The following is a 17,088-nucleotide window of genomic DNA, read 5'->3' on the forward strand; positions in this document are numbered from 1 at the left end:
CTTCCCGCGCCAACACACATGACAGCCGAACAGACACTCCTCCTCCGGATCGAAGACCCAACGCACGGCAAGATTCTCGTCTGCCAGATTGACAACCGCTCTGTTGTTTCTCGCGATGCATTAGAGCTGGCTGAGATATTCAGGAAGCTCGGCCGGACTGCAGAGGACATCTCAGCCAACGCGTCCAAACTGCTCGTCGGGATCGGCGGCTACGACGCCGACTCTCGCGAACTCTATGAGATCGAGGATGTCAGGGCCTTCATCCAGGATCTCACGTCGAGGGTACCCTGGTGGTTCGCACTGCTACACCCTACTCTGTCGCTCACCTGGATCTGCTGCTTGATCGCCAAACCCAAGGTAACGCGACATGGGAGCTCCCTCAGGATCGTATTTGATCCTGCCGCGGCGAAGCACGCCCTCGGCATTGCGATCGGCGCGGCCTCGGCGCACCTCCTCCAGATCCGCACACCGGAATGGGAGGCGGATACCATTCTGCAGAACCTGAGCATCACGGCCAACGAGTTGCTACAGGGTTTGAACCCGGTCGACGCGGACCCGCTCGTTTCAAGAGCTCTCCGAGCACGTAACGCGCCCTAGCCTGCGCATCCTTGCCCGAGCGAACCCAGCGCCAGAAGGTCGGCCACTGCCCCACGAACAGCCCGGACTTGACACTCATACGTGAATCGCACAAACTCCATAACACGTACTTATAATTTCGGAGTGTCGAATCATGGCGATGGCTGCTGCCGCGGTGCAAGCAAACATTGATGACGAGTTCCACAACTATCACGCGCTAATCGCGGGGGGCCATTGGTCACTGCAGCACGCTCACGACGTCCTCGCCCACGCAGATCGCGATGGTCTCGATCTCTTCAAGATCGCCGGCCTCGCCAAGGCGATCGCGTGTCACCAATGCGGATGATCTGGGAGAGAAGCCAATGGTTCGCGAACTGAACAAGATTCCCACCCTAGCCTGGTGGATTGCTGAAGTCATCTTGTGCGTGGCGGTCTACTGCCTTCTGGAGGGGCAAGCGATCATCTTTGGCAGCCTTCCAACGTGGGTCGCTGCCGCATCGATCGCCGGCTTCGTCACCATCGTCGCTGTACTCGTGCTGACGAAACAGTACAAGTACGTCTACATGCCGTTCCTTCTCGTCGGGGGTTTGTGCATTCAGATTGGTGCTGCAGACGCTCTGTCTGTCCCAGCAACGGCTGCGGGGACTATTGCAATGCCAACGCCTGCCCAGCTTGGCTCCGTCATTGCATGGGCAATGTCCGCCATTCTCGTGTTGGGCGCCATTGCGTCAGTCGCCGCGTATCCCATGCTGCTTTCTTCCCCGAAACGTTCCAGCCCCACCAAAAGGAATGCCATGACCCACACCGAGCCCACGAACGCTGTCACTCTTCCGGCTGCAGATCTGGAGCACATCACGAAGTTCATCGGCACGGGCCCCGGCAAGGATGTTCCGTCTCCCGTGGAGATGGTCAAAAGAGGTGTACTCCCGCTGGCCTACCTCGATCGGTTCGGCCAAGATTCGACCTATCACGTCGAAATCGATGCTTACAAGAAGGGCACCATCTAGGGCGGCTAGACAATCGAAAAAGATATGGCGCACGAGCACCCCGTGATGATCGGCCGGTAGCCGGTGGAGTTTATGCAGTGAACAAGACTACCAAAGACTTACTGGCTCACCTTATGCCTGGAATATTCGCCGTTGTTGCGTTGGTGTCCGTGTTGCTGGGTGTCCCGTACTTGATGGCGAAGTCCGGCGTCGCATCGTGGTTTTTTGAAACATCGCAGGCGCATCCCGTCATCGTTGGATTCGCGCTGCTTCTCACCGGAATTCCGCTGCTTGTCTGCGTTCGCCGGATCTTTGGCAAGAACTAATCGGAAAGGCGCCAGGCGCGATCTCCTCGCCGCCCCAGTCAAAAGTAACAGGTACAGGAGTAAGGATGAAACGCAGGGAAATGATCGGTGCCCTGATGCTATGTGTCATGCTCGCGGCTTTCGTGCTGGCGTGCATCAAGAGCGGGGTGGGCCTTGCCTTCTGGAATCTCCCTGCTCTATCGGAAGAGGCCCGAGCCGGGTTCGGGAAGGCTTTCCTGATGGATTTCATCATGCTCAATGTTTTCTTCGTGGCAGGGCCGTTGATCATTGCCCCGCTGTTCGGGCAATCCCAGTGCTTCGCGGGCCGCCCACAAGGTGAGTGCGATGGCGCGATCCATTCGGAAACACACCTGAACGGGAAGATTGAACGACGAAGAGGCGAACTCTGAAAACCTTGACGCTGCTGGTCGGTGCCGCCCTCAGTTTGGCAGGGGTGTCTCACGCAGGTATCTTGGAGGACATCGGCGCGGGAGCATACAAGGCAATCGGGTCGCCCGGCTACACCACGGTGATTCCACCGGGGACGCGGCTCGCGGTTGGTGGGGAAGCTACAGTCATCAGTGGTAGCGATCTGTGCCCCAGCGGACGCGGCCAGTGAATCGAATGGCTATTCCTCTTCGCTGGTGTAGCTACTCTGGGCTCTGGGGATCGACCGCACATGGATTCGATTTCAAGTAAGCAAGCATGTCTTCGCCTTGGCCTAGGACCGCCGCGCTTCCGTGTTGCTGTCGCGTGATCTCAGTGCTGCCGGCGCCTTTGGAACGCAGCATGATCAAGGTCAGCGGTTGTCGGAACCATGCGTAGCCGCCTTTGGAGCTAATGTAGCCGCTCATCTTCGGTTCGCTCATGCCCAAGCTGGAAGCAGCTCTTTCGGCGCCCTTTTCATAGAGACATCCGAACTCTGCAGCAACGACAAATTTTGCATTTGGCGGTTCGAGCGCCAATTCCTGTTGCGTCATTGCGCAGCCTGTGACAGCCGAGAGGACAAGTAGTGATGCAACGCTCTTTGCTACGCTCATTTGGTCCATTTCCAATCAAATCGCTTGCTTCAGTACGGCCGCGCGATACTGTGAGCGCAGTAGCAGATCCGGAACCGGCGCAAGCACTTCAGCCATGAATTGGAGCTCTACGCAGGAGTCCACGCCGTGTTGCCGTGCGGCCCGATTAAAGGCGCCCTGCGCGGCCTCGAGTTGTGTCTTGTCGCCTGACGCCAAGCCGCGAATCGCGACTCGCTCTGCTTCAGTAAGGATCGTGCTCACTCTTCCTTGATCGGGTCATTGGGCAACCACATCAGCGCCCCGTCTCGTTCATTGCCAGCGATGGTTGTCCAGCTCCGGCCCTGTTCATCGAACGCCACGCAGCCAGGCTGCCAACGTTCAGGGTTCCGAAGTTTGTTCACCCACCCCTGCGCCTTGCCCTCAAACACCACTACCACGCCGCCCCGGCCAACGTAGCCCCACTGTTGGCGCCAACGCCTCGCTTCGTCAAACAGACTCATAGCCATTTCCTCTACACAGGGCCGGCTTCCCTGTGCGCCTTCTCGCGATCGCTCTCGAAAAGGCGCTTGCCGGTCTTGTGGTGCTCCACCCAGACTCGCCAACCGTTCTTGTCGACGACTGCGGCTACGTGAAGCGCGGACTGGCGGGCCTAAGGATTTCCCGCATCGCCAACAATGCGGCCAGTATTTCCCAGCACGTACATCACGTTCCAAACCTTGGTACTCACCCTGCGGCTCCTGTGGTTCAAATGACTCGCAATTCCGAGGCCTTGAACACGCCGTGCCAAGGGACCAGGTTGGCGCCTTCGCCTCGCCAGATGCGACGCCACCAGTTGGATAGCTTTTCGCGTTTGTAGCCGTCGAGCAGTACTTCCACGCCGCCATCATCGAGCACATACCTGACCGTACCGGTCTGGCCTGACCGATAGCGCCAGAACCGCCTATCAATGTCCTCAGCGATCACGACGCGTACACCCTTGCCGAGCGCGCACGCCCGTTTGCTATTGTCGGATGCGACCGTGTCAACGGTGGCCTCCGCCAACCACTCCTGCCGGCCCGCGAGCCATTCTTGATACTCTGCAGACGTGAGATATCTAGCTCTCTCATCGGCTGCGCGCATCGTCCGCTCGCTCCATTCCGATAGTACGAGCGCCAGCTCAGACTCACCTGACTCTGACTTGTGCTGTGCCAGCAGGCTGGCTTCCGCTGCCTGCGCACGCCAAGCGGCGACCTGGCGTTCATGGAGCTCTACTATCTGCGCGTTCGGAACGCCTCCGCCCACATCAGGTTCAGGATGCTTGGCCTTGATCCCGCTGACCGCTTTGCCCACAGCGGCAAGCAGTGTTTCGATTGTGGCAGTCATGGTTGCGATTTCTATGCCCAAGCGTCGTTGATCAGTGCCGCAAACGTGAGCAATTCCGTGTCGATTCTGTGCCGGACTATTGGCAAGTAGTGCCACCTCGGGATGGACGCCGCCTCGATGAGCCACTGAAGCTGCGCGTTCTCCCCAAAGTTTGCTGTCATGTTCCACCAGTAGGTCAACCTGCCGCCGGCGTGTCCATCACCGATCAACCGATGGACCTGCAGCGCGAACGATTCAGACGCCTCGAATACGACATAGGGACGGGATGGCCGAAAGGCGTGCCCCTCACACGACCAGAGTGTACGAACACCCACGATGCTGTTCAGTGCGTCGCACACGGGGCGGATTTTTGGCTCAATCAGATCCACGTCGTTGTCCGGTGCAGTTAGCTCGCCTTGTCGACCGTGGCCGCATTCTTCATGTAGGCCGCGAACGATTCGACCAGCGACCCATCGGGGCGTCGCAAAGACATACGATCTGGATGCACCGTGTCTCGGAGGACAATCCATACTTCGTCCGTTCGGGCGCTCAGTCGGACCTTGACCGACTGAGTGAAAGGACGGACAACGATGCATTCTTTCGCGCCGTCGGTCGGAGCTGGTCCGAACACCTTCGTCATGGCGCGGTCTCGCTTCGGGCAAGGGTCGAATCCTGATACCGCTACAGGCTTCCCTTCAACTGCGATCTGGAAGCCAGGCGCAAACGCGATCGTCATTGGCTCTCCACTGACAATCGACCCGATTTTCTCAACCTCCTCGCATCCGGTCAGCACCATGCCGGAGAGAAGTGCCGCAACAACGATCGTCTTCATCGTACTTTTCCTATGCTCCGCGCTTGGCGTCGATGACGCGATGCAGTTAAAGCAGCGTACTCCCGTCGCCCTTCTGAAGCTTTCCGCGGCGCAGGATTGGCACCAAGAATCGCTGATAGCCCTCCCAATCTTCGAAGATCTCGACATTCGCATGATGCCGGTCGAGATCACCGGTAATCCGGAGGAGGACCACCCCATCGCCTGCGCTCAACATGCGCCGCAACGTTTCCGCATGGTCCTGTCGACTGAGCAAATATCCCAGGCTCGTCAGACCCAGCACCGACCCAATTTGCTGCGGCTTGGCACCCAGCAGCGGCTCGGCCGGGACCTCTGAGAGCAGCATCATCAGCATTCCTGGCAGGAGTTCCGGATCATCGACATTCCCAGCGATATCCAGCGCCATGGTGATCGCCTCTTGATGGCGCGTCACGGGCACGGAGTTCTGGTGATGCAGCGTCTCCCAATGGGTCAGAATTGTTGTGGCATTGGGCCGGCGATCGGCCGGGTAAGGTCCTGTCATCTAGTGCTACCTCGTGAATGATCTGTCTACCAACATTGTCTTCGCACTCCGCACAACTCGCCATCAATGATTGCTTGCACGGCCGCCGCCTGAATCGCTATTGCTATACTCCGCGCATATACATACATGTTATGCATCTTGTTCGATTTGGTGCTATTTGTCAAGATGCCCGCAAATCGTGCGAAGGTGGCCGGCAGCCGCTGCGGGCCGAGCGCGGGTCCGCGTCGACCGGGTTCAAACCCTCCAGCAACTCGTCGGCGGTGACGCTCACGTTCTACTGAATGGTCTTCTGTCTCTCGGCCTGCCGACGACGTCCAATAAGACACCACCCCAACTTATCCCCATGCGTTGCGCATTCCTGTGTTGCCAGGTCTATGCAAGGAGGCTTGGAGCCCTGGGGTTCCCAGGTGCTTAACTCAACACAGGAGAAACATGACTGAAACGAAACATCACAAAGCCTGGTGGGCGCCCGTTGCGCACTTCGCAGCACATACTGTCGTCGGCACGTTGATCTTCTTAATCATCGGTAGCGTCGCTGTCGGCTTGTCTTTGCTGATCCGGTTCCTGGAAACGGTCGGAATTCCAACCTTCACCCTCCAGGTGATCTCGTTCCTCGAGCACACGATCACCGTCGTTGACGCGGTGTTATACTTGGTGTACCTCGGCATCACTGGATACCGGGCCGTCAGGGAGATGCTCGAATGATCAAGACCAGCTTTCGCTCGGAGTTCGTTACCGCAGCTCGGGAAGCCCCGCGTCTGTTCTTCGCACCACTTGTCGGTGCTATCCAGGCAGTGCGCAAAGAAGCTCGCCGCACACCGACCGAACAGAACAAGGAAAGGCAGGACTCCCTGCATGGCTTTCGGAAACAGCGTTCTTAACGACTGATTTCTAACCCACAGAAACCGCCGGCGCTATGCGTCGGCGGTTTTTTTATGCCCGGCGTCAAGCGCCCGGGACCTGGCGCAGTGGCGTGCCACCCATGTGCTCTGGCCAAACTGGCGTCGGCAGCCCGCCCGTGCGCACCACGCCAGTAATCAGGCCGGCCAACTGCTGGTGATCAAGGCAGTCCACCTCCTCAAGGCAGTCAGCGATCCGCTCGACGACATGCCAGTTCGCCCGCATAAAGCGCGTGAGCACTGCCAGCATGTGTTTCTTCAACGCTGCAACCTCCCTCTTGTTGGACTCGATCTCCAGCTCGTTACTTGGATTGGCGAAGTACACAACATCGCTGCGCAACAGGAGGTATGGGCCAACTAACTCGCTCCAGCCTTCGAGGTCTCCGGACACGCCCATGCCGTGAGTCCCTGCACGCAAAACCTCCGCCACCATCCCTGCGAGGTATGTGTACAGTTTCCACTCCAGCATGGCCATGCTGATGTCACCCTCCTTCAGCGATGGCAGCGAAACCTGCCCCAGATTCGGTGAGATGGTGTCGAAGTCAATATAGGCGATCGCGTCCTCCGGCACCCGATCGCCCAAGCTGTACATCAGAGCATGGCCAGCCTCATGAATTGCCACTCCCCTGTACTGTCCCCTAGCTGGGCGCGAGGCGAGCATCTGGTGGTATGGGGTCTCGAACGCGTAATGATTGGTGCGCAGCCGCAACAATCGGAAACGCAGTAGGAGCGAGAGAGGATGGGCAAACGCCAGCACAAGTGCCGCGACGACGAGTACTCCAGCGACTAACGCTACAGGATTGGCCTGGTATAGCGCCGCCGCACGCTCCCAACCCAACCACGTGACACCGGCGAGGAGCATCCCGTACAACGTGCCGGCCGTCACCTCCCCCAGCAGCGTCGCTCGTTGAAATGCCGGCATGAGAAACCACGTCGCACCGCTCAGTGTAAGAGCCATGCCGATCGCTCCGCAGAAGATCCGGCCGGCCGTAGACCTTGCATCGATCAGGGATGGCTCTCGCACAGCGAGCCACAGCACTATCACGCCCGCGGCGAATAGCGCTGCGTGGCCGGCTTGGAGAAAGCGCCGTGTGTGGGCATCATAAGTCCGGCGTAGCTTCGAACGGCCGAGGATGTAGATGAGCTGGAAGAACTTCACGGGCCCGTCCTTGAACAGGATCTTTGCCAGCGTGAGGGTCAGGCTATGGCGACGCATGTGTGCTCCGGTTCCAGTGCCAGCGAGGCGTTAGCCTGAGCGAACTGCGCGCGGCGGGTCGCCGTGATGTCGGCGCCAGCGCCCATCGGCTCGCCTTCCAGATCAAACGGATCGTTCATGGTTCCTCCAATTGAATGCCAAGGACCTCCGCGCGCAGTGCAAGCTGATTCGTGATCGCCATGCCGGGCTCGGCAATCACCGACGCGCGAATGGCCTCAGCCCATTGCTCTGGAGTGCTGCCCGTCATTTGCAAAGCTGCGCGATCAGCCGCAAGTTCTTCCTCTATCGCTCCGCAACGACTGAAGGTTTGCAATCGACGCGCTGCATGCGCGACTTCATGCGCCAGGATCAGGCGTAAATCGGTATCCGATAACCTCGCTAGAAAAGCTCGGGAAATGGAGACGCGGTGCCAAAAAGGGGAGTAGTGAGCGCCGGCGTTTGCGATCCCGAACGCAAGCGAGCTACGCAGGCCCGCGGCCTTCGCCAAGCACGCCAGTTCCGAGATCACCCAGGGTGCGCGCTTCCACGATGTCTGTATCTCCTGCGGGCTGAGACTCGCCCTGTAGCGTTTAGGGTCTGGGTCGGTGGTACGCCAAATCCACACGCCAGAACCTACAACAGTGGTCGCCAGCAACAGTAGTTTGATGAGATTAATCATGAACGCGATCGTTCTCAGAGCAATGCCTTGCGCCCCGTCTCGATAGCGCGAATGCGGAGCGAAAGAGTGGGGAAGGCAGAGGCGGTGGAGAACCAGCGATGCCAGGACTTCGAGGGGTAGAGCGCGGCGAGTTCGGGCGCCATCTTCTCCGCGGGCTGCGTGCTCCGCGAAGTCCAAAATATCCCGGCATCAGAACGTGTCGGTTCCAAACATGTTGCCGTTGACGTCGACATGAGTGCCAGCAATCATTGGCATCCCGTTAGCAGGGTTCACGGCCGGCGAGTTGGATTGGCCTCGATCATAGTAGTCGTCATCGTCGTCGACTGACGTGTAGGCGGTTGCTGCACCCAATCCGGCGGCAGCGACTACCCCCGGAGTGTAATCATGATGCACATCATCGGAGGACGGCGACTGCCGTACGTGAGCGACCTTGCGGGCTTCCTCGCGGCGAGCCAACTCCAGGTCCATACGCGCCTTAACAATGACGTAATCCTTGTTCATCTTCCGGATCGTCGCCAGTGTGATCTCGTCTGGGCGCATACCCATCTGCGCGGCCAACCAGCCCACCGCCTTGTAGCGGCCAGCGTCAATCATGTCATCACGAATCTTCTTCTTCCCAATCGCAGACTTGAGTTGCAGATCCAAGAAGTAGCCGCCTAGCCATGCAAGCGGCAGCCCAAGCAGCAAGCCAGTTGCCCCGTAGATCTGCGCGGCGCAGGTTAGACCTACCAATGGCACAACAAAGGTCGCTGCCTGGCGAGCCACTTCGTAGCGGACCTGGCCAACCGGTCGCTTCGGAAGGGGAACTCTTTCCCAATAGAGTTCATTCTGACCTCTACTGATCAGCAGATGCGCCACTTCCAGAAGCTCGAGTGGCATGACGTCTGCCATAGGATCGCGGCGAGTAGCCCGGCTTGTGCTCATTGAAAACGTCCCAATAGGAGTGAAGTGCGGAGCGTTACTCGAATATTGCCCTCAGCACGTCGAGAATCACGACGACTACGCCCAGAACAACTGTTGCGACGGTAGCGACCGTCCCGAAATCGCCCCAAGTAATGGTTTCATCCCCCATCAGGATCAAAAAGCCGCAGAGGAGAGCGACGCCCGCAAGCGCCAGTGGAAGAGCTCGGCGCCAAGGGGAAGAGGCCCACCACAGGAACTGCGCCAAATATGCAAACGGCAGCTTGGCTGCCTCGTAGACGCGCCTATTGATGGGTGGTGGTTCCCCAGTCGACAGCCAGTCATAGAACTTCTCTTGTTTGCTCATGTTCTCACAGTATTCGAATCGTCCGATATCGCCGGCCCAGAAGTAGCGGCGTCGCCGTTGTCCTCCGCGCCAAACCCGCGACCAACGGCAACATGCCAGGGTTCGCGATCGACACGCAGCCGTCTAGTGATCAGTTTGTCCAGGCACTCTGCGATGGGCGCGAGATGCTGCCAACGCGTCGCCTCGAGTGCCATCTCGCTGATCGAGATATCTTCGGTTACGGAAAGGCCGGCTCCCCTGTAACGACGGGCGGCGCCCCAGAACTCGTTGGCGCTCTCAACTTCGTGGATGGGGGTAATCGGCTGGCCATACTCCTTTGCGAGGTAGCAGAGCATTGCGGTCCCATAGCCATGCCGCTGATGGTGTGGAGCAATTCTGATGTCGAAGACATAGACGCGGTCCGACAGCGGCGAGATGGAGTATCTGGCCGTGCCAACCTGGTCGCCGGCTATGTTGTGGATCGTCGCACTCAGAACAGGGTTCGGTGAAGTGAAGACCTTATAGAAGTCAGCCGTGGTGGAGACATCGATCGAAGGCAACCCTTCCCTCGTGCGCTTCCTTCGCGCGGGGAAGAACCAGTCCCATACCGTCAAAACTTCTCCTCGCAGGGTCGGTCAACAGAGCACTTCACCTGCGTCGCCTCACTTCACGGTACGATCCATGCTCGGTTGCAAGATAGGCGCAGAACAGAGACCCAACGAACCATCCAATGGGCAGGCCGACGGGCAAGAACAAGCCCAGAGAAACCCAGCGGGACACAAACCAGTCGACAGCGAGTAGCGGCAGCAGTGGAAGGACCATAGCCAATACGGGTGGCCAACCCCAATCGTCTGTCTTGTCCAGGTAGGCAAACACCGCGTCAACAACGGCCATTGCGTAAGCCTTCCAGATTTCGTATGCGCGAACCATACCTTCCCTCCCCAAAGCTCTAGTCAAGATCCTGCCGAGGCGTCAAACATGCCAGGGACAAGGCCAGCATGCAGATACCGAAGAACACCCATGGCATTGCTACATCGATTCGTAGTTGAACTGCACCGAGTCCGCCGGCGGCGGGATCAGGCAGGTTGGCCGATATCTTCGTGATAGCGCCAAAGCCGAGAACGAAGACGCCAATCATGGCCAACGGCACATAAAAGCCCGTCAGCACGCATCGGACCAACGTCAACAGAGCGGCTACCGCCGCTGCGACGACCGCAGCAACCGGAAGCCCTTCTGTCAGACGAATCCCGCCTTCCTGAAGGAAATAGAGGGTAACGGCAACAGCGCCGCCGACATATATGCCGCAGCCAATCGCCCCAAAGGCATCAAACACCGACTTCGTTGGCGATGCCGCACTACCAGTTACTTGATTCATCCGAAGTTTGCTCCATAGATGCGACGTCCTCGGCCCCGCGGCTCTCGCTACCGCTTCGGGCCGCCCTCGAACTTGATGAAGAACAGCCCAATGCAGCAGGGTATAAAGCCTACGATAAACATCAGGAAGCCCCCATTGAGCAGTTTCTGCCAGAACACACCGCCGATAAGCAGAACTAGTGTCACTAGCAGGTAGCTGACGACAGCGACACCAACCAGGTTCAACGACTGTAGCGACTTGAGCATGCTGTTTTCATCCCCTGAGGTACATGGATCGTCCGGTGGAAGGCAGAAATTAGGGGCGCAGCGCGACGGCAGCACGCTCGGTTCATTCCTGCGTGACGAGCCGCACCTTGAGGTTTCGGGCGGCACGCCGAATGCGTGAGGCCGCTGCCCTCGCTGTGTCGCCAACCTCTGTCCAGTCCGCGTGCCACCACAGGATTACCTGGGCGGCGGCTGACACGTTATCCGCCCGAATCACGGCAGCGACTTCCGCAACCACGCCCGCCCACCATGCGACGCCTTCGGCGTCGTGGGCCTTCCTGTCGATTGCTGTTCGGTAGATCGCCTTTCCTACCTCGAGGGGGATGTCCATGCCCGTCCTTCGCAGTATTTGGTATGCCCCAATTCCGGTAAACGGACAAAAGCCGGGGGATCTTGAACGACTTCAAACCCACACGTACCGGCAGCGACGAATATCACGCCGAAATCCGCGCGTGACTTGACTATAACAAACAGACACGCGGCTTATCAATACGCGTTATGCGCATTCTATGTACTCACGGCCGCGCCAGTGGCCAAGACCGACGAATGTCGCCCTGGTTGTGCGCCCGCCACCGGGAATCCGTCGTAGAGTTTCCCGTCGAGCAAGCGACCTGCGGCCTTCTTCCCTACGCGCCCCATACAGTGCCTGTCATCAACTATGCCGTCGACAGAATCAGACCAGATCGGGTAACCGACGTCTTCCCAGCGATCGCCCTTCCATTCCATCGTCGCGTATCGTGTGCTCTCCAAACTGTCGTCGATTCGCGCAGCGTTGAAATGATCCCACGGCAACCATTCACCCCACTGCTTGAACAGGAAGGCAATACCGGCGGCTACGGCTTGGTCCCTCAAGCTCCTTACCCAATCCGGATGCGCCGGCCTTGCGTGGGGCCCGCTCTCGCAGCCAACGATCACCCAGTCGACGAAGTCACGCATCGCTGGGTTGTGAATAGGGTCGCTGACGTGACCGGCGCACGTGCCACAGTATCCGGCCTCCATTCGTTCGCCTTGGGCGAATCCGGTTTCACAATGCGGATAGCTCGGGGTCAGGAAGTCACTGATGTCTACTGGCGCTAGTAGTGGCTCCATCGAAAGGAAGCGCACATATGCCGGCACTTCGAGCAGCTTTGGGATGTCGCGATCCGCTTCTGCCTGATTGACAATAGTAGCCCCAACAAAGACGTTTGCAGGGGGATGCCCGCTACGCCATTCATCGACCCACTCGCGCAATGAAACCGCGTCAGCGATAGCGCCGGCGCCGCTGTTCCAAACGTAGTCGCTGGCATCTGCCAGCCGCTTCTTGAAGTTGCCGATGCGCTTTGTTAGCAGGAGCCAATCGAGACTGGGCGTCCGGCGCACCAGGTCAAGCAGATCCACCAGCCATTCGATCGGCACTGCATTGTCTAGCCAATCTGAAAGACTCGCGCTGAACACCCGCTGCCGGCGCCCATGCTCTGCATAGAACTGCGCGTGCTCTCGTTCCCAGCGCAAGGGCTGTTTCCAGTTCTCAGCGGAGGTCCGGTGACGCGGTTGCCTCGTACCGAACTTCACGCCCAGCACGCGAACTGGCGTCGATACCTCCGCGTAGCAATGATCGCAGCCAGGGCTGACAGGCTCGCAACCGAGCCAAAAATGTATGGTCCGTCCACTCGATCTTGCTACCCTTGCTCATGGCTTAACCTTCTCGTCGGGGTCGTACCCAAACTCGCGGCAGATCGCTGCTGACACTGTGCTACCGGTGCTGAAAAGCTGATGCACCAACACCCAGCGTATTTCGCCTCGACGCGGAGCGATCGCCCGCAGATTGCGCATCGCGCGCTCCAGCAAGTCACGTTCTTTGAAGGTATTGTCCGCAAGGGTGATCGTCGCGCTCTCCTGGGCGCGTTGGCGATCGTCAGCACCCGACGGCATGGATACAACTGGCGGCGTCCTCATCACGCCCGGCCGGCCTGCCTTTTCTTCTGGCCACCTGGCAAGGATGCGCTTGAGTTCGCGCGTGGCGGTTGCCCGTTTGCCATCCGAGTTCGATGGCAGTTCCTCCGCCACCGTGCGGTTGCATGCAGCGCAATTCGCCGCGTAGGAGGTAGCTTCGCCGGTACCGCGCCCGCCGGCAGTCGGCATGATCTTGACTGTTTCCTTGCCTCCGCATTCCGGGCAATCGAAGCTCTCAAACGTGGACATGACAGCCTCCATCTCCGCTATCGCGGGAAGCGGCCTCGCCGGCAATGGCCCGAGCGGTGTTGAGCGCGAAAGACAGGGATCTATGCGCACCGGTACTAAGGCGAGTGTCTGAATCGGAGCGAACCAGTTCGATTTCACCGACTATGGCCACCAGACCATTCCCCCTGTGCTCACCCGCCTGTCTCTGCCTTGCGGCACAAGCGTGCTGCAGCTCCTCGCCCAGGTCTTCGGCGTTGTCGGCGTGGTCAGGGTCTCTTGCCGTTTCAGCGGCGGCCAGGTGGCTACGATGCGGCGCCGCAGCTTCTCGGCGCTCAGAGTCGGCAAGCACGCTCCGCACAAACCCCAACAGCTTCTGATTGAACTTCCTTGACCATTCCCTCTGCTGCCGGCGCGGGGAAATGAGACCGTGCATCGCGGCGAAGTCAAGAATCACGGGTTCAGAAAGAGGGGCTGAGTCGTGCGGGCCGGTAGCCAGCTGCTCACAGTACTCTCGTAAGCGGATCTCAAAGGCATCCGACAGATCGGTGTCTCCCTGATGTACCGCGCTGCGGTGTAGCTGCAGTAACTCTCGAAACTTCCTCTCCTTCGAGTCTCCTGCTGCTTCGGCATGTCCGGCGCTGTTGTCAGCCATTTCGACCCCGCGCATTCTTTGTTTCAATGACGGCGCGACCAGCATCGGTCAGGCGAGCACGAACGTGCTGAATAGTCCCCAATGGCGCGTCCGGCTCCCATTCAATCAGACCCGCATCCTCGAGCTTTCCGACCATCACGTAGGTCAAGCCGCCGCGACCGGGAGTCGAGTATGGGCCCGTGAAGAACTGGGCAGAGCGCCGGATCTCGCCCCCACGCCCGATGTGCTCAAGCCAGCCGCGCATGGCCGGCGTCACCTTGACTTCAACTGGCGCAGCGCCTGAAGCAGGCGCCTCCATATCGGGCGCTAGCGGCAGCGCAGCGCTGGGTTGATGAACACCTGTCGCCGCCCCGCGCAGCGCCCACTCTGCCTTTTGAGCGGGGCCCATGGCATGGCCGGGTTGGTCGTCTGGCAGTTCGTCAAGAGCATCAAGCGCATTGGAGAGGGAATCGAAAGATCCTGCATCCACAACGTGACAACGCCGTTGGGCGACCACTTGCTCTTCCGAGTCGTCCATTGCGAGGTAAGCACATCGGGCAACTTCGATCAGCTTGGCAACGACCGGATGACTAGCGAGGCCACCCACGTGCTCGGCGCTTGCAGGGGCCTCATAGACAATTCGCACTATGTTGGCCGCATACTGAATGTTGTTTCGGTAGCTCTGCTCGGCCTGGTCGATCCATGATCCGTCTGCCATGCGCAGTTGGTAGATCGGCTCCGGCGCAATTGCTTGCCGTGAGAATAGATCCGCCATGCCGCCCGACACGCGCTCTCCGCCGTCGATCTCCCTGGATAGCCAACGGGTGTAAGCCTCCCGGCTTTCAGGGCGGTAGTAGCCTTTGCCCGCCACCTCGTTGTAGAGCTTGCGCATGTCGTAAAGCATGGTGCGCTGCGCATCTGCGGGGAGTATGCCAAAGCCGTGATTCAGACATGTTGCCATGCTGGCCAGGAGCGCGACATCTGGTTCGTGGGGGAGTGCCGTTGCGATGCTGACTGCTTCGAGCATGTCGAGAAAGTAGACAAACACGCCGTGCGGATCTTCCTTCCCGTGCGCGTCGTACCGTTTGAAGGTGCGCTTGAGCCCGAGTTCTCCCGCCTGCGCAGTAGGCTCATTCATGGGCAATCGTGCCGTGGGCGCCGCGAAAGGAGCTGCCAGCATCGCCTGCTGAATGATGCCCTCCGCCCAGCTTTCCGACGAATCTGTATGTTCGACAATGGCGTCAATCAATGCCTTCCTGAGATCCGGCGTCGTATCATTGCCCGCTCCGGCCTCTGGCACAGCGCCGGCCAGCGCATCGCGCACGTAGTGGATTACTCGCGAATCGAAAGCAACCGGCAATCGATCGCCAAAGCGTTCGAACTGCCCGGCCACACTGCGCAGCACGCTTTCCAGCTCCAAAACGCGGTCATTTGGTGCTGGAGGCGCACCATCACCGAGCACCGATTCCTCCTGCTGCACGCTGCCCCGCTGGTGGATGTAGAGTTTCGTTCCGGGCGGAGCTTTCTTGGCATCAAGATAGGCGATCGTATATTCCGATGACCCCGGCATGTGGTGCGTTTCTCCTACGGGATCATCCATCGGTTCCGGAAGGTGTAGTGCTGCATCCGGCCATTGGTTCATGTCACGCATTGCCACCTCCCTTATCCTCTGCGGCGATTTCCGCCGTGCCGCGCTTCTCCGGCTTGTAATCGCACCAGCGTTGCCACTCGCCTTCCGGGAGCTCGTTGCCGACCTCTCTTCCTGCCCATTTCTCGAACACTTCCGCTTCCACTATTGGCAACCTTCGCCCTAAGTTGACGGTAGGTCCGTCGTACTGGATTCGCCCAACCGGGCTGACGTACGTAATCACGCGGTCATTAACGAAACCGTTTGAATGGGCCGGACGTTTGCCGCGCCAAACCTGCCCAACAGAGAACTTAGCCACGCTCGCCTCCCTCGGTTGCGGCCGTGTTCTCCGCAACCAAGGCGGCGCGATCGATGTAGATGCCGAACGATTTGCACTGGTGGCCCTCGTTGACTTGATCCAGCAAGCCATTTGTGTAGATGATTTCGTAGTCCCCGCATTCAGGCCCGTCTACGCCGAACTGCACTTCCCCGCACACAAATTCACCTATGCACACAGGCGCGGCTACGCCCGCCTCGCTGCCCTGTTGTTGGCGAGTGGCGATTTCACGCGCAAACGGCAATGCGCTGTCCGGATGAATGCTGTGCGTGCGGCCGATTTCGATCAGATCGTTATCCGTCAGCGTCGCTTGCGCAGCCTGTTGCAGGCCGCGCGCATAACCCTTTTCTTCCTCACGGATCAGCGCCGTAGCATGCTCGCACTGCAGGCGCGCGATCTCGCGATGCAGGTCGGTATCTTCCTCGACGTGCTGGCGCACGAGGGACTCCATTTCGCGATACGTGGTGATGTCGATTTGGCAGGCGGGCTCCTGCGCCATCGACGTGCCGAAGTGCTCTGCAGCTGCAGCGTGGTCGTCAAACTTTTCGTCGCAGTGGAAACAGCGCCACGGCATCAAAGTGCAACCCGCCTGCGCTGCGGGTGCCGGTGAGGCGCAGCCGACTTTCTGTACGCTGACGCCGCCGAGCTCGAATGCGATCGACCATTCCCATGCTTCGCCTTCCCGCAACCACTGCTCTTGCATGTCTTGCAGAGCGTCCTCCAGCGAATTCGTGCCATCGTCATGAGTGTCATCCGCAGACCCGAGCCATTCCGAGACCAGGAAATCGCGCACACCATCCATACCGACGACGATAGCCGCCGCAGGTAGATCGGTTTCGCCCCACGCTTTGCACAGGTACGTATCGCCGGCGGGCCCGCCCGCTGATGCGGCGGTCGCGGCGTACTTCGCCAGCATGTCCAGCACGAATGCAGCGACCATCGGCTTTCCGATCCGTTGCTGCTGGCTGTAGGTTGCCCATGCCTGCGCAATCTCGGCCTCCGTTGGCGCTGGTACGGCGGGCGCCGCGTCAATGCGCGCCACCACCGGCGCGATCTGAGCATTCTCAGCCGTCTGCGCGGCAGTGGCGTCTTTGGTG

Annotated in this window: 29 protein-coding genes; 7 read left to right on the forward strand and 22 right to left on the reverse strand. The window is 59.4% G+C overall.

The features are described from left to right. Positions 1–18 precede the first annotated feature (18 nt). The 5 genes from FFS21_RS21005 to FFS21_RS21025 all read left to right on the forward strand — a co-directional run bounded on the left by FFS21_RS21005 (position 19) and on the right by FFS21_RS21025 (position 2,277). Complete coding sequence (locus FFS21_RS21005; RefSeq protein WP_029309190.1) at positions 19–597, forward strand: hypothetical protein; 579 nt, start codon at positions 19–21, stop codon at positions 595–597. Positions 598–730: 133 nt separating this feature from the next. Beyond that, positions 731–922, forward strand: coding sequence for a hypothetical protein (locus FFS21_RS21010; protein ID WP_029309189.1), 192 nt, complete (start codon positions 731–733; stop codon positions 920–922). A gap of 16 nt (positions 923–938) precedes the next feature. Beyond that, positions 939–1,583 (forward strand): hypothetical protein, encoded by a 645-nt coding sequence (locus tag FFS21_RS21015; RefSeq protein ID WP_029309188.1) that lies wholly within the window; start codon positions 939–941, stop codon positions 1,581–1,583. 77 nt (positions 1,584–1,660) lie between these two features. Beyond that, positions 1,661–1,888, forward strand: a complete 228-nt coding sequence (locus FFS21_RS21020) for a hypothetical protein (protein WP_029309187.1) — start codon at positions 1,661–1,663, stop codon at positions 1,886–1,888. 65 nt (positions 1,889–1,953) lie between these two features. Next, complete coding sequence (locus tag FFS21_RS21025) at positions 1,954–2,277, forward strand: hypothetical protein (RefSeq protein ID WP_029309186.1); 324 nt, start codon at positions 1,954–1,956, stop codon at positions 2,275–2,277. A 240-nt stretch (positions 2,278–2,517) separates the two neighbouring features. On the opposite strand, the gene FFS21_RS21035 is transcribed toward FFS21_RS21025, so the two are convergent. The 6 genes from FFS21_RS21035 to FFS21_RS21060 all read right to left on the reverse strand — a co-directional run bounded on the left by FFS21_RS21035 (position 2,518) and on the right by FFS21_RS21060 (position 5,579). Continuing rightward, the gene (locus FFS21_RS21035) at positions 2,518–2,907 is read right to left on the reverse strand and encodes a hypothetical protein (RefSeq protein ID WP_029309185.1); all 390 of its coding nucleotides are present in this window, start codon (positions 2,905–2,907) and stop codon (positions 2,518–2,520) included. Between the two features lie 236 nt (positions 2,908–3,143). Next, on the reverse strand, positions 3,144–3,386 hold the full coding sequence (locus FFS21_RS21045; protein WP_029309183.1) for a hypothetical protein: 243 nt from the start codon (positions 3,384–3,386) through the stop codon (positions 3,144–3,146). Between the two features lie 244 nt (positions 3,387–3,630). Next, positions 3,631–4,248, reverse strand: coding sequence for a hypothetical protein (locus FFS21_RS21050; RefSeq protein ID WP_029309182.1), 618 nt, complete (start codon positions 4,246–4,248; stop codon positions 3,631–3,633). Positions 4,249–4,259: 11 nt separating this feature from the next. Continuing rightward, positions 4,260–4,616 (reverse strand): hypothetical protein, encoded by a 357-nt coding sequence (locus tag FFS21_RS32110; protein ID WP_029309181.1) that lies wholly within the window; start codon positions 4,614–4,616, stop codon positions 4,260–4,262. A 17-nt stretch (positions 4,617–4,633) separates the two neighbouring features. After that, entirely contained in the window at positions 4,634–5,059 is a 426-nt protein-coding gene (locus FFS21_RS21055) for a hypothetical protein (protein WP_029309180.1), read from the reverse strand. 46 nt (positions 5,060–5,105) lie between these two features. Then, on the reverse strand, positions 5,106–5,579 hold the full coding sequence (locus FFS21_RS21060; RefSeq protein ID WP_137926698.1) for a hypothetical protein: 474 nt from the start codon (positions 5,577–5,579) through the stop codon (positions 5,106–5,108). A gap of 432 nt (positions 5,580–6,011) precedes the next feature. Between FFS21_RS21060 and FFS21_RS21065 the strand changes: the two genes are divergently transcribed. Together FFS21_RS21065 and FFS21_RS21070 are read left to right on the forward strand one after the other, a co-directional pair. Further along, positions 6,012–6,284 (forward strand): hypothetical protein, encoded by a 273-nt coding sequence (locus FFS21_RS21065; protein WP_029309178.1) that lies wholly within the window; start codon positions 6,012–6,014, stop codon positions 6,282–6,284. Continuing rightward, on the forward strand, positions 6,281–6,460 hold the full coding sequence (locus tag FFS21_RS21070; RefSeq protein WP_029309177.1) for a hypothetical protein: 180 nt from the start codon (positions 6,281–6,283) through the stop codon (positions 6,458–6,460). Before FFS21_RS21065 ends, FFS21_RS21070 begins: the two co-directional genes overlap by 4 nt. A gap of 64 nt (positions 6,461–6,524) precedes the next feature. Here the strand turns inward: FFS21_RS21070 and FFS21_RS21075 are convergent, their stop codons facing one another. The 16 genes from FFS21_RS21075 to FFS21_RS21145 all read right to left on the reverse strand — a co-directional run bounded on the left by FFS21_RS21075 (position 6,525) and on the right by FFS21_RS21145 (position 17,033). Further along, complete coding sequence (locus FFS21_RS21075) at positions 6,525–7,694, reverse strand: FtsH/Yme1/Tma family ATP-dependent metallopeptidase (protein WP_051723346.1); 1,170 nt, start codon at positions 7,692–7,694, stop codon at positions 6,525–6,527. After that, positions 7,676–7,813, reverse strand: coding sequence for a hypothetical protein (locus FFS21_RS32115; RefSeq protein ID WP_158664423.1), 138 nt, complete (start codon positions 7,811–7,813; stop codon positions 7,676–7,678). The genes FFS21_RS21075 and FFS21_RS32115 overlap by 19 nt, the downstream gene beginning before the upstream one ends. Next, the gene (locus FFS21_RS21080) at positions 7,810–8,352 is read right to left on the reverse strand and encodes a M48 family metalloprotease (protein WP_029309175.1); all 543 of its coding nucleotides are present in this window, start codon (positions 8,350–8,352) and stop codon (positions 7,810–7,812) included. Before FFS21_RS21080 ends, FFS21_RS32115 begins: the two co-directional genes overlap by 4 nt. Before the next feature lie 14 nt (positions 8,353–8,366). Continuing rightward, entirely contained in the window at positions 8,367–8,495 is a 129-nt protein-coding gene (locus FFS21_RS32720) for a hypothetical protein (protein ID WP_255640210.1), read from the reverse strand. Positions 8,496–8,541: 46 nt separating this feature from the next. Beyond that, entirely contained in the window at positions 8,542–9,231 is a 690-nt protein-coding gene (locus FFS21_RS21090) for a hypothetical protein (RefSeq protein WP_035833580.1), read from the reverse strand. Between the two features lie 79 nt (positions 9,232–9,310). After that, the gene (locus FFS21_RS21095; protein ID WP_029309173.1) at positions 9,311–9,619 is read right to left on the reverse strand and encodes a hypothetical protein; all 309 of its coding nucleotides are present in this window, start codon (positions 9,617–9,619) and stop codon (positions 9,311–9,313) included. Next, positions 9,616–10,212: a GNAT family N-acetyltransferase gene (locus tag FFS21_RS21100; RefSeq protein WP_051723344.1), complete on the reverse strand. Its 597-nt coding sequence runs from the start codon at positions 10,210–10,212 to the stop codon at positions 9,616–9,618. The genes FFS21_RS21095 and FFS21_RS21100 overlap by 4 nt, the downstream gene beginning before the upstream one ends. A gap of 335 nt (positions 10,213–10,547) precedes the next feature. Then, entirely contained in the window at positions 10,548–10,973 is a 426-nt protein-coding gene (locus FFS21_RS21105; protein ID WP_029309170.1) for a hypothetical protein, read from the reverse strand. Positions 10,974–11,020: 47 nt separating this feature from the next. Next, complete coding sequence (locus tag FFS21_RS21110; protein WP_029309169.1) at positions 11,021–11,218, reverse strand: hypothetical protein; 198 nt, start codon at positions 11,216–11,218, stop codon at positions 11,021–11,023. An 82-nt stretch (positions 11,219–11,300) separates the two neighbouring features. Then, a complete protein-coding gene (locus FFS21_RS21115) occupies positions 11,301–11,567 on the reverse strand; it encodes a hypothetical protein (RefSeq protein ID WP_029309168.1) in 267 nt (88 codons plus the stop codon). 176 nt (positions 11,568–11,743) lie between these two features. Continuing rightward, positions 11,744–12,874: a DUF5131 family protein gene (locus FFS21_RS21120; protein WP_137926699.1), complete on the reverse strand. Its 1,131-nt coding sequence runs from the start codon at positions 12,872–12,874 to the stop codon at positions 11,744–11,746. Positions 12,875–12,904: 30 nt separating this feature from the next. Continuing rightward, positions 12,905–13,417, reverse strand: coding sequence for a hypothetical protein (locus tag FFS21_RS21125; RefSeq protein WP_051723340.1), 513 nt, complete (start codon positions 13,415–13,417; stop codon positions 12,905–12,907). Continuing rightward, positions 13,404–14,048 carry a hypothetical protein gene (locus FFS21_RS21130; protein WP_137926700.1) on the reverse strand — a complete coding sequence of 215 codons (645 nt, stop codon included), beginning with the start codon at positions 14,046–14,048 and terminating at the stop codon, positions 13,404–13,406. Before FFS21_RS21130 ends, FFS21_RS21125 begins: the two co-directional genes overlap by 14 nt. Beyond that, complete coding sequence (locus FFS21_RS21135) at positions 14,041–15,678, reverse strand: hypothetical protein (RefSeq protein WP_137926701.1); 1,638 nt, start codon at positions 15,676–15,678, stop codon at positions 14,041–14,043. The genes FFS21_RS21130 and FFS21_RS21135 overlap by 8 nt, the downstream gene beginning before the upstream one ends. Next, complete coding sequence (locus FFS21_RS21140; RefSeq protein WP_063834268.1) at positions 15,671–15,973, reverse strand: hypothetical protein; 303 nt, start codon at positions 15,971–15,973, stop codon at positions 15,671–15,673. The genes FFS21_RS21135 and FFS21_RS21140 overlap by 8 nt, the downstream gene beginning before the upstream one ends. Next, complete coding sequence (locus FFS21_RS21145) at positions 15,966–17,033, reverse strand: hypothetical protein (protein WP_137926702.1); 1,068 nt, start codon at positions 17,031–17,033, stop codon at positions 15,966–15,968. Before FFS21_RS21145 ends, FFS21_RS21140 begins: the two co-directional genes overlap by 8 nt. Positions 17,034–17,088: the final 55 nt, after the last annotated feature.

The sequence above is a fragment of the Cupriavidus sp. 2SB genome (assembly GCF_005503625.1).
GTDB lineage: Bacteria > Pseudomonadota > Gammaproteobacteria > Burkholderiales > Burkholderiaceae > Cupriavidus.

What these genes read in the sequence shown, in the direction of transcription:
- FFS21_RS21005 (WP_029309190.1), top strand. Translation starts at nt 19, where the DNA reads ATGACAGCCGAACAGACACTCCTCCTCCGGATCGAAGACCCAACGCAC.
- FFS21_RS21010 (WP_029309189.1), top strand. Translation starts at nt 731, where the DNA reads ATGGCGATGGCTGCTGCCGCGGTGCAAGCAAACATTGATGACGAGTTC.
- FFS21_RS21015 (WP_029309188.1), top strand. Translation starts at nt 939, where the DNA reads ATGGTTCGCGAACTGAACAAGATTCCCACCCTAGCCTGGTGGATTGCT.
- FFS21_RS21025 (WP_029309186.1), top strand. Translation starts at nt 1,954, where the DNA reads ATGAAACGCAGGGAAATGATCGGTGCCCTGATGCTATGTGTCATGCTC.
- FFS21_RS21035 (WP_029309185.1), bottom strand. Translation starts at nt 2,907, where the DNA reads ATGAGCGTAGCAAAGAGCGTTGCATCACTACTTGTCCTCTCGGCTGTC.
- FFS21_RS21045 (WP_029309183.1), bottom strand. Translation starts at nt 3,386, where the DNA reads ATGAGTCTGTTTGACGAAGCGAGGCGTTGGCGCCAACAGTGGGGCTAC.
- FFS21_RS21050 (WP_029309182.1), bottom strand. Translation starts at nt 4,248, where the DNA reads ATGACTGCCACAATCGAAACACTGCTTGCCGCTGTGGGCAAAGCGGTC.
- FFS21_RS21055 (WP_029309180.1), bottom strand. Translation starts at nt 5,059, where the DNA reads ATGAAGACGATCGTTGTTGCGGCACTTCTCTCCGGCATGGTGCTGACC.
- FFS21_RS21060 (WP_137926698.1), bottom strand. Translation starts at nt 5,579, where the DNA reads ATGACAGGACCTTACCCGGCCGATCGCCGGCCCAATGCCACAACAATT.
- FFS21_RS21065 (WP_029309178.1), top strand. Translation starts at nt 6,012, where the DNA reads ATGACTGAAACGAAACATCACAAAGCCTGGTGGGCGCCCGTTGCGCAC.
- FFS21_RS21070 (WP_029309177.1), top strand. Translation starts at nt 6,281, where the DNA reads ATGATCAAGACCAGCTTTCGCTCGGAGTTCGTTACCGCAGCTCGGGAA.
- FFS21_RS21075 (WP_051723346.1), bottom strand. Translation starts at nt 7,694, where the DNA reads ATGCGTCGCCATAGCCTGACCCTCACGCTGGCAAAGATCCTGTTCAAG.
- FFS21_RS32115 (WP_158664423.1), bottom strand. Translation starts at nt 7,813, where the DNA reads ATGAACGATCCGTTTGATCTGGAAGGCGAGCCGATGGGCGCTGGCGCC.
- FFS21_RS21080 (WP_029309175.1), bottom strand. Translation starts at nt 8,352, where the DNA reads ATGATTAATCTCATCAAACTACTGTTGCTGGCGACCACTGTTGTAGGT.
- FFS21_RS32720 (WP_255640210.1), bottom strand. Translation starts at nt 8,495, where the DNA reads ATGGCGCCCGAACTCGCCGCGCTCTACCCCTCGAAGTCCTGGCATCGC.
- FFS21_RS21090 (WP_035833580.1), bottom strand. Translation starts at nt 9,231, where the DNA reads ATGCCACTCGAGCTTCTGGAAGTGGCGCATCTGCTGATCAGTAGAGGT.
- FFS21_RS21095 (WP_029309173.1), bottom strand. Translation starts at nt 9,619, where the DNA reads ATGAGCAAACAAGAGAAGTTCTATGACTGGCTGTCGACTGGGGAACCA.
- FFS21_RS21105 (WP_029309170.1), bottom strand. Translation starts at nt 10,973, where the DNA reads ATGAATCAAGTAACTGGTAGTGCGGCATCGCCAACGAAGTCGGTGTTT.
- FFS21_RS21110 (WP_029309169.1), bottom strand. Translation starts at nt 11,218, where the DNA reads ATGCTCAAGTCGCTACAGTCGTTGAACCTGGTTGGTGTCGCTGTCGTC.
- FFS21_RS21115 (WP_029309168.1), bottom strand. Translation starts at nt 11,567, where the DNA reads ATGGACATCCCCCTCGAGGTAGGAAAGGCGATCTACCGAACAGCAATC.
- FFS21_RS21125 (WP_051723340.1), bottom strand. Translation starts at nt 13,417, where the DNA reads ATGTCCACGTTTGAGAGCTTCGATTGCCCGGAATGCGGAGGCAAGGAA.
- FFS21_RS21130 (WP_137926700.1), bottom strand. Translation starts at nt 14,048, where the DNA reads ATGGCTGACAACAGCGCCGGACATGCCGAAGCAGCAGGAGACTCGAAG.
- FFS21_RS21135 (WP_137926701.1), bottom strand. Translation starts at nt 15,678, where the DNA reads ATGCGTGACATGAACCAATGGCCGGATGCAGCACTACACCTTCCGGAA.